This window comes from Streptomyces sp. XM83C (assembly GCF_023072675.1).
In the GTDB taxonomy this organism is placed as follows: Bacteria; Actinomycetota; Actinomycetes; order Streptomycetales; family Streptomycetaceae; genus Streptomyces; species Streptomyces thermocoprophilus.
In genome coordinates, this window is record NZ_JALLGL010000292.1 from 1 (window position 1) to 7,766 (window position 7,766).

Annotated in this window: 6 protein-coding genes and 1 pseudogene; all 7 read left to right on the forward strand. The window is 75.7% G+C overall.

Annotated elements, in window-relative coordinates; genetic code table 11:
• The first annotated feature begins 321 nt into the window (after window positions 1-321).
• On the forward strand, window positions 322-1,545 hold the full coding sequence (locus MTQ10_RS24935; RefSeq protein ID WP_247472405.1) for a prenyltransferase/squalene oxidase repeat-containing protein: 1,224 nt from the start codon (window positions 322-324) through the stop codon (window positions 1,543-1,545).
• Window positions 1,542-2,219, forward strand: a complete 678-nt coding sequence (locus MTQ10_RS24940; RefSeq protein WP_247472406.1) for an SCO2322 family protein — start codon at window positions 1,542-1,544, stop codon at window positions 2,217-2,219. Before MTQ10_RS24935 ends, MTQ10_RS24940 begins: the two co-directional genes overlap by 4 nt.
• Window positions 2,212-3,594, forward strand: a complete 1,383-nt coding sequence (locus tag MTQ10_RS24945; RefSeq protein ID WP_247472407.1) for an energy-coupling factor transporter transmembrane component T — start codon at window positions 2,212-2,214, stop codon at window positions 3,592-3,594. Before MTQ10_RS24940 ends, MTQ10_RS24945 begins: the two co-directional genes overlap by 8 nt.
• Window positions 3,591-5,375: an ABC transporter ATP-binding protein gene (locus MTQ10_RS24950; RefSeq protein ID WP_247472408.1), complete on the forward strand. Its 1,785-nt coding sequence runs from the start codon at window positions 3,591-3,593 to the stop codon at window positions 5,373-5,375. The genes MTQ10_RS24945 and MTQ10_RS24950 overlap by 4 nt, the downstream gene beginning before the upstream one ends.
• Window positions 5,372-6,253: an ECF transporter S component gene (locus MTQ10_RS24955; RefSeq protein ID WP_247472409.1), complete on the forward strand. Its 882-nt coding sequence runs from the start codon at window positions 5,372-5,374 to the stop codon at window positions 6,251-6,253. Before MTQ10_RS24950 ends, MTQ10_RS24955 begins: the two co-directional genes overlap by 4 nt.
• Before the next feature lie 302 nt (window positions 6,254-6,555).
• Complete coding sequence (locus tag MTQ10_RS24960; RefSeq protein ID WP_247472410.1) at window positions 6,556-6,981, forward strand: transglycosylase SLT domain-containing protein; 426 nt, start codon at window positions 6,556-6,558, stop codon at window positions 6,979-6,981.
• Window positions 6,982-7,311: 330 nt separating this feature from the next.
• Window positions 7,312-7,766: pseudogene (locus tag MTQ10_RS24965) on the forward strand (hypothetical protein); the annotation flags it as partial.

Consider the following 7,766-nt stretch of genomic DNA (forward strand, 5'->3'; position numbering starts at 1 on the left):
GAGCCGTCCCACGGGGGTACCCGGGGCGCGGTGCCACCGCGCCCCGGGTACCCCCGTGGGACGGCTCGGGCGGGCCGGTAAAGTGGCCGCGTCGTCATCACACCCGTACGGGGGAAAGCCGGTGCGATTCCGGCGCTGACCCGCAACCGTGAGCCCCGCAGACCGGGGTGAGCCGGATCGCCCCGCGCGGACGTGACCGGCTCACGTGCGTCGGCAATCCCGCCGCCGCACGGCACCGTCGAGGTCTGCGGAGCAGGAGCCGCCCGGGTCGTCGTCCCGTGCTGCCCTCCTCCGCGTCTACAGGAGAGGCAGCCGCCGATCATGAACGTCCGCCGCAGTGCCGCGGCCCTGGCCGCCATCGCCGTCGTCGGCGCCGCCGCCACGCCCGCCGTCGCAGCGTCCCCGGCCCCCTCGCCGTCCGTCGTCATGCCGTCCGGGCTGTACGGCAGCGGCGACCCGACGTACGACGGGGTGTGGCGGCAGTCCCTCGCCCTGCTCGCGCAGCACACCGTGGGTGTCGTGCCCGCGGACGCCGCGGTGGACTGGCTGACCGGGCAGCAGTGCGCGAACGGCGCGTTCGCAGCGTTCCGCGCCGAGCCCGGCAAGGCGTGCGACGCGAAGACGATGGTGGACACCAACAGCACGGCCGCCGCCGTGCAGGCGCTGGCCGCGCTCGGCGGGCACGACGCGCAGACCGGCAAGGCGATCGCCTGGCTGAAGTCGGTGCAGAACAAGGACGGCGGCTGGGGCTACACCCCCGGTGGCCCCAGCGACGCCAACTCCACGGCCGTGGTGATCGGCGCGCTCGCCGCCGCCGGTGAGAAGCCCGACACCGTCCGCAAGGACGGCAAGGCCCCACAGGACGCGCTGCTGACGTTCGCGCTCTCCTGCAAGGACGGCGGCGCGTTCGCCTACCAGCCCGACAAGGCGGGCAAGCTCATCGCCAACGCGGACGCGACCGCCGCGGCCGTGCTCGGCGCCCTCGGCGAGGGCCTGACCGCGAAGGCCGCCGCGAAGACGGCCGCGCCGTCCTGCTCCGACGAGGCCCGCACGCCCGCGCAGGCCGCCGCCAACGGCGCCGCCTGGCTCGCGAAGACCGTCGCCGAGGACGGCCACCTGGTCTCCTCGATGCCGGGCGCCACCGACCAGCCCGACTACGGCAACACCGCCGACGCCGTCGTCGCGCTCGCCGCGCAGGGCGGCACCGAGCAGGCCCGCAAGCCGCTCCAGTGGCTGGAGCGGAACGCCGCCGACTGGGCGAAGCAGAACGGGCCCGCCGCCTTCGCGCAGCTGATCTTCGCCGCGCACGCCACCGGCACCGACCCGCGCTCCTTCGGCGGACAGGACCTGGTCGCCGCGCTGAACGCGACCGGGCCCGCCCCGCAGACCAAGTCCGCGGCGGCCACGACCGCGCAGGAGAAGGACGACAAGGACGACGACGGTTCGTCCGCGTTCGGCGTGTGGTGGTTCGTCGGCGTGTGCCTCGTCGCCGGTATCGGCATCGGATTCCTGCTGAGCGGGCGCCGCAAGGGGCAGCAGCTGTGATCCGCCGCGCCGCCGCCGTCCTGGTGACCGCGTTCCTGCTGCTGGGGAGCGCGGCCCAGGCCCACGCCACCGGCTACCGGTACTGGTCGTTCTGGGACCGCGACGGCGACACGTGGACGTACGCCACCGTCGGCCCGTCCCTCGCCCGCCCCTCCGACGGGGACGTGCAGGGCTTCCGGTTCGCCGTCAGCCAGGACTCCGCCGACGCCGCGCAGCCCCGCGACACGGCCGACTTCGGCACGATCTGCGCGGACACGCCCGCCCGTGACGGCAGCAAACGCGTCGCGCTCGTCATCGACTTCGGTACGGCCGCCGACGCGCCGTCCGGGGAGACACCGCCCGCGCCGCGCACGGCCTGCGCCCGCGTCGCGCCCGACGCGACGACCGCGGAGGCACTCGCCGCCGTGGCGAAGCCGCTGCGCTACGACAGCAACGCCCTGCTGTGCGCCATCGCCGGCTATCCGCAGCGGGGCTGCGGCGAGCAGGTGTCGGACAGCGGCTCCGGCAAGGGCGACGAGACCGGGACGAGCCCCGCCCCGACCGGCAGCCCGGCCGCGGCCGACGGGGACTCCGACGGCGGGCCGTCCGTCGGGCTGGTCGCCGGCGGTGTCGTCGTCGCCGTGCTCGCGGGCGCGGCGGTGTGGCAGGCCAGGCGGCGTCGCGGGCATGGCTGACCGCGAGGGCGCGCCGGGCACCGCACGGCCCCGCGGGCACTCCTCCCTCGCGGTGCACCCGGGCGCCTGGTGGCTGTGGGCGCTCGGGCTGGGCACGGCCGCGACCCGCACCACCAACCCACTGCTGCTCGCCCTGCTGCTGGCGGTGTCGGCGTACGTCGTGACGACGTGCCGGCCCGACACGCCCTGGTCGCGGTCCTACGGCGCGTTCCTCAAGCTGGCCCTCGCCGTGATCGTGCTGCGGCTGCTGTTCGCGGTCGTCCTCGGCTCCCCGATCCCCGGCACGCACATCGTCGTCACCCTGCCCGAGGTGCCGCTGCCGCACTGGGCGCAGGGCATCCGGCTCGGCGGCCGGGTCACCGCAGAGGGGCTGCTGTTCGCGGCGTACGACGCGCTGCGCCTGGCCACGCTGCTGGTGTGCGTCGGCGCTGCCAATGCCCTCGCCTCCCCGACGCGGCTGCTGAAGGCGCTGCCCGGTGCCCTGTACGAGGCGGGTGTCGCCGTCGTCGTCGCTCTGACGTTCGCCCCGAACCTCATCGCGGACGCGCGCCGGCTGCGTGCCGCGCGCCGACTGCGGGGGCGTCCCGACCGGGGCCTGCGGGGGCTGCTGCATGTCGGGCTGCCCGTGCTGGAGGGGGCGCTGGAGCGTTCGGTGGCGCTGGCCGCCGCGATGGACGCGCGCGGGTACGGCCGTACCGCCGATGTGCCCGCCCCGGTGCGCCGTACGACGGCCGCTCTCACGCTGGGCGGGCTGCTCGGTGTGTGCGCCGGCACGTACGGGCTGCTCACCGAGGCCGGCGGGAGCTACGGGATGCCGGTGCTGCTGGCCGGGTCGGCGGCGGCGCTGGCCGGGCTGTGGCTGGGCGGGCGGCGCACCCCGCGCACCCGGTACCGGCCCGACCGGTGGACCGTTCGCGCCTGTCTGATCGCCGGGTCGGGGGCGACGGTCGCCGCGCTGCTCACACTCGCCGCGTCGGCCGACCCGGCGGCGCTGCATCCCGGCGTGATCCCGCTGACCGCGCCCGAGCTGCCGCTGTGGCCGGCGGTGGCGGTGCTGCTGGGGCTGCTGCCGGCGTTCGCGGCGCCGACGGGAGGCGGCGGGGGGCGGGAGACGGCCGTGGCCCTGGACTCCGACGATGCGCGGACCTCGCTGTCGTTGTCGGCGCTTCGGCGGGGCCGGACCAGTCCGGGCGGGGACGGCGCCGGCGCCGGATCGTCCTCCGCGTCCGCCTCGCCGTCCGCGTCCGCCACGTCTGCGTCCGTCGCGTCGTCCGCATCCGTCACGTCCGCCGCCTCCGACCCGGCCTCCGGGGCCGCTCCGCCTTCCGCATCCGCGTCCGTCAAGTCCTCCCTGTCCGAGGAGCAGCCGTCGTGATCCGTTTCGAGAGCGTGTCGGTGACCTACGACGGTGCCGCCGAACCCACCGTCCGGGGCATCGACTTCGAGGTGCCGGAGGGCGAACTCGTCCTGCTGGCCGGGCCCTCCGGGGTCGGCAAGTCGACGGTGCTCGGCGCGGTGAGCGGTCTCGTCCCGCACTTCACCGGCGGCACCCTGGCCGGTCGTGTCACCGTCGCCGGCCGCGACACCCGCACCCACAAGCCGCGCGAACTCGCCGACGTGGTCGGCACGGTGGGCCAGGACCCGCTGTCGCACTTCGTCACCGACACCGTCGAGGACGAACTGGCGTACGGCATGGAGTCGCTGGGCCTGCCGCCGGACGTGATGCGGCGCCGCGTCGAGGAGACCCTTGACCTGCTGGGCCTCGCCCCTCTGCGGGACCGTCCGCTGGCGACACTGTCCGGAGGGCAGCAGCAGCGTGTCGCCATCGGTTCCGTGCTCACCCCGCATCCCCGGGTGCTCGTCCTCGACGAGCCGACCTCCGCGCTGGACCCGGCGGCAGCCGAGGAGGTCCTCGCGGTCGTGCAGCGGCTGGTGCACGACCTCGGTACGACCGTCCTGATGGCCGAGCACCGCCTGGAGCGGGTCGTGCAGTACGCCGACCGGATCGCCCTGCTGCCCGCGCCGGGCGCGCCCCTGGTCGTGGGGGCGCCGGACGAGGTGATGGCCGTGTCGCCGGTGTGTCCGCCGGTCGTCGAGCTGGGCCGGCTGGCCGGCTGGACCCCGCTGCCGCTGACGGTCCGGGACGCCCGGCGACGCGCGGAGCCGCTGCGGGAGCGCCTGGCGGAACACGCCGGGGACGGGCGGCCGGGAGCCGGGGCGGGCGACGCCGGGTCGGGTGACTCCGGTCTGGGCGTCGGGGAAAGGGCCGGCACTGGGCCCGCCGTGGCTGGCGCGACGCCGGCCCCGCCCGCGAAGACGCCCCCGCACACCTCCGCCGGCTGGACGGGCCGCCTGTTCGGGCGGGCCTCCCGGCGTGCCGCGACCGAGGCCCCCGCCGAATCGGCGCCCGTGGCGGAGGTGACCGGGCTGGGCGTTCGGCGGGGCCGGGTGGAGGCGCTGCGCCGCGTGGACCTCGCCCTGTCCCCGGGCGAGACCGTCGCCCTGATGGGCCGCAACGGCGCCGGCAAGTCGACGCTGCTCGGCTCGCTGGTCGGGCTGGTGCGGCCGACGTCGGGCACGGTGCGGGTCGGCGGGGTGGTGCCGTACCGGACGCCGCCGCAGGAGCTGGTGCGCCGCGTGGGTCTGGTGCCGCAGGAGCCGCGGGATCTGCTGTACGCCGAGACGGTGGCCGCCGAGTGCGCCGCGGCCGACCGGGACGCGGAGGCGGCGCCCGGCACCTGCCGCGCCCTGGTGGGCGAGCTGCTGCCGGGGGTGGCCGACGGTACGCACCCGCGTGATCTGTCCGAGGGGCAGCGGCTGGCGCTGGCCTTGGCGGTGGTGCTGGCGGCCCGGCCGCCTCTGGTGCTGCTGGACGAGCCGACCCGCGGGCTGGACTACGCGGCCAAGGCCCGCCTGATCACCCATCTGCGGGCGCTGGCGCGCGACGGCCGCACGATCGTGCTGGCCACGCATGACGTGGAGCTGGCCGCGGAGCTGGCCGACCGGGTCGTGCTGCTGGCGGAGGGCGAGGTCATCGCGGACGGGCCGACCGCGGACGTCGTGGTGTCGTCGCCGTCGTTCGCCCCCCAGGTGACGAAGATCCTCGCGCCGCAGCCGTGGCTGACCGTGGCCCAGGTGCGGGAGGCGCTGCGATGAGCACGGGGCGTAAGGGTGCCGTGGAGCGGGGGCGGACCGGCCCGGAGTCGGGTCTGCCCTCGGACCGGCAGGCGCGGGCCGTCCGGTTGGGGCCGCGTTCCGTGGCGGCGCTGCTGCTGGTGACCGCGGTGGGGGTGGTGGCGTTCGGGTGGCCGTTCCTCGCGCCGCCCGGTTCGCAGCTCAGCGCGCACTCGCAGGACGCGCCGTGGCTGTTCGCGGGTCTGCTGGTGCTGCTCGTCGCGGTGGTCACGGCGACGATCTCCGAGTCGGGCCTCGGCCCGAAGGCCGTCGCGATGGTCGGCGTGCTGGCGGCGACCGGCGCGGCGCTGCGGCCGATCGGCGCGGGCACGGCGGGCCTGGAGCCGATGTTCTTCCTGATGGTGCTCAGCGGGCGGGTGCTCGGGCCGGGTTTCGGGTTCGTGCTGGGCTCGGTGACGATGTTCGCGTCGGCGCTGCTCACCGGTGGGGTGGGCCCGTGGCTGCCGTTCCAGATGCTGGCGATGGGCTGGTTCACCACGGGCGCGGGCCTGTTGCCGGGCCCGGACCGGCTGCGGGGCCGGGGCGAGGTGCTGATGCTGGCCGCGTACGGCTTCGTGGCCGCCTTCGCCTACGGCACGGTGATGAACATGGCGGGCTGGCCCTTCATGGGCGGGCTGGCCTCGGGGATCTCCTTCGCGCAGGACGCGCCGGTCGCGACGAACCTGGCGCGTTTCGTCGCGTACTGCCTGGCCACGTCCATGGGCTGGGACCTGGGCCGGGCGACGGTGACGGTCGTGCTCACCGTGGTGCTGGGCCCGGCGGTGCTGAGGGCACTGCGCAGGGCGACACGGCGGGCGGCGTTCGAGACCGCCGTCACATTCCGGGCGCCCGATCGGTGACCTGAAGGTGAACCGGCCCACATGACGCACATCACCTACGACGCCGGGTCGTACATCTGAGCCGCTGCCGTGCCCCCACCCTTCACGCCGCTGACCTGCGGTTCGAGATCCGGGTCACAGCAGCGACAAGACCGGCAGATGCGACCAGCTCTAGTAAAAAGGGTCATTGCGGACGCCGCCCGAGCCTGTTTCTCTGGACGACGTCGCACGGCGCCGACCTGCTCCACAGGCTTCGGCGCCGCGGCACGTCCGGGCCGCCCCGCGCGGCCGGGACGCCACCGTCCCCGACGAAAAGGTTCTTTGTGTCCGTCTCCCGCATCGTTCGCCGTCTCGCAGCCCCGAAGAAGGCTCTCACCACCGCCGCCGTGGCCGCCGCCACCGCCGGTATGGCCCTGACCGCGGCTCCCGCCCAGGCCGCCACCGCCGGAGCGGACTCGGCGGCCCAGGCCAAGGCGATCGCGCACAAGATGATCCCGGACGCCGCCCAGTACCAGGCCTTCTCCCACATCGTCGAGCACGAGAGCGGCTGGGACGTCGACGCCACCAACTCCTCCTCCGGCGCGTACGGCCTGGTCCAGGCCCTGCCCGGCTCGAAGATGGCCTCCGCCGGCGCCGACTGGAAGACCAACGCCGCCACCCAGATCAAGTGGGGTCTGGACTACATGAACTCCCGCTACGGCAGCCCCGTCGCCGCCTGGAACTTCTGGCAGGCCAACGGCTGGTACTGAGCCGCACCGCACGCCCCCTGACAGGCGGCGGCCCCTTCCCGGGGCCGCCGCCTTCGTCGTGTGCGCGGGCGCCCGTCCGGAGACGGCGGAACGGTCTGCCTTCGATCCCGCGCTCCCGGGGCCGGCCGACCAGGATGCCGCCGGTACGCCCGCCCGGCCCGGGACGGCGAACCGGGGCCTTGGATGCGCCCGTCCGGGGGAAGCCGCTCCTCCGAACGGGTGCCCGCGATCAACGCCCGGCCGCCGGACCGCGTCTGAATCGACGTGGCCCCGACCGATGTCGCCCCCGCCGAGACAACCGCCGGCCCCACCCGCGCGCCGCACCGCCGGCTGAGCGCCTTCCGCGCCCGGCACCGCGTCCCCCTCCTCGCCACGCTTCCCGTCCTCCCCCTGTACGTCCTGTGGTGGACGGTCCTCGCCACCGGCGGCGGAGACCTCGCCGCCCAGCAGGCCTGGGCCGGGTTCGCCGCACGGCACGGCGGATCGGCGTACAGCCTCTTCTGGTACGGCGGTATGCACACCGCCAGCTACAGCCTCGTCTCGCCGTATCTGATGGCCGCGCTGGGTGTGCGTACCGTCACCGTCCTGTCCGGCGTCGCCGGCACCTGGGCGGCGGCCCGGCTGATCGAGCGGACCGGCGTCCCCCGGCCCCTCGGGCCCGCCCTGCTCGCCTCGCTCGCCCTGTGGTGCAACGTCGCCTCCGGGCGCACCACGTTCGCGCTCGGCGTCGCCTTCGGGCTGGCGGGCTGCCTCCTGCTGGTCGGCGGGGGCGGCGGGACGCAGAC

Coding starts and splice junctions, on each gene's coding strand:
- MTQ10_RS24935 (WP_247472405.1), top strand. CDS start 322: ATGAACGTCCGCCGCAGTGCCGCGGCCCTGGCCGCCATCGCCGTCGTC.
- MTQ10_RS24955 (WP_247472409.1), top strand. CDS start 5,372: ATGAGCACGGGGCGTAAGGGTGCCGTGGAGCGGGGGCGGACCGGCCCG.
- MTQ10_RS24945 (WP_247472407.1), top strand. CDS start 2,212: ATGGCTGACCGCGAGGGCGCGCCGGGCACCGCACGGCCCCGCGGGCAC.